We start from the raw sequence: 1,487 nt of genomic DNA on the forward strand, positions 1-1,487 counted from the left end.
ATTAAAAGTTTAATAGGAGATATTGATATTAATTCAGAAAATATAGAAGAAATATTAGACAAAAACTATAATAATATATTAGATAAATATAAAAAACTAAAAAAAGAAAACGAAGCGGTAGCTTATTTATCTTTATCTGGTATTCTTGCTTATATAAGTCCTAATATAGATATTTATAAATCAATAGAAAAAATAATTAAAGACGATATTAGCTCTATATCTGATAAAACTTCATTATTATTGGAAGTAGAAAAATATTTAATTGATTCATATTATAAAAAAAGCGGATTATCATTTTATACGCGTAATAAAATATTAGATATAATTAAAGACAATAAATTTTCAGTTAAATCATATATAGAGGTTAATAAAGTTTGCAGTTTTGGATATAGAAATAATAGACTTTCAATATATGGATGGACATTTTTATTAGAGAAAATATATTGCATATCACCAGATACATTAGTTGACTTTATAATAAAATCTAAATGTAAAGAATCCGATTTGTATTCGGAAGTTATAGCTATTATAATTAATAATCGATATGTATTAAATCAACATAATAGTATAAATAGCCAATTTTTAAAGATGACTTTATTACACGAAAAAATTAACTCAAATATAAATCATACAAAAACTACCGATATGCTTAAAATAGAAATAGATATAGATAACCTTATAAAAATGAATATCCCTAAATATATTATTTTTTTAGGGTTTATTTATTCTTTTAAAATATTTTATAATTTCCAAACTAATTCATTTAATGAAAATATAGATAATTTTTTTAATTTAGATATATTTAAAGACATATTTAATAATGATAATATTGACGATATTATACAAATACTTCATAATCAATTAGAATACGAATTTAAAATATTAAATAAAATAATTAATTCAAATTTAATTAAAGAAACAAATGCAAAAAATAAATTAGCAAAAGAATTTCTAATAAAATATTTTTCTAGAAGCGATTTATTTTGGTATTCATTTGCTGGAAAATATACTATTATATTTGAAATAGTAAATATAATAAATTCATTAAATGATTCTGGTAAAAAAGATATATTAAAATCATTATTAAATAAATGTTGTATCATAGAAGACAATAAAAAGTTAAATATTCCCGCTTTTACAAATATAGCTTATAAGCATTGTAATAATACCAATTTAGAGAAAAAAGTTGATACTATGTTTTTTATATATTGTAGATGTTCAGAAGAAAGTTATAAAAGTATTGACGAAGTAATTATTAGATTTTTAAATTTGAAATCCAATTTTATAAGTTATTCGGACATAACGCTATTTTTAATGCTTGGTTCTGTTTTTGCATGTCATTTTAATAACATAGACAATACTTTAAATAATAATAATTTTCAGAAATTTCTTGAGGAATTAAAAAATGATAACAATCTGAAAATATTTTATGAATTGTATAACGATTATAATAATATTGATAATAGTTCATTAGAAAATTTATGCGT

Annotated in this window: 1 protein-coding gene; it reads left to right on the forward strand. The window is 19.1% G+C overall.

Going from position 1 to position 1,487, the window contains the following annotated elements; all coding sequences use genetic code 11:
• Positions 1-1,487, forward strand: a 1,487-nt coding sequence (locus EZH24_RS14290) for a hypothetical protein (RefSeq protein ID WP_161976164.1), incomplete at both ends; no start/stop codon positions are given.

The sequence above is a fragment of the Brachyspira catarrhinii genome, from assembly GCF_005518285.1.
GTDB classification, from domain to species: Bacteria; Spirochaetota; Brachyspiria; order Brachyspirales; family Brachyspiraceae; genus Brachyspira; species Brachyspira catarrhinii.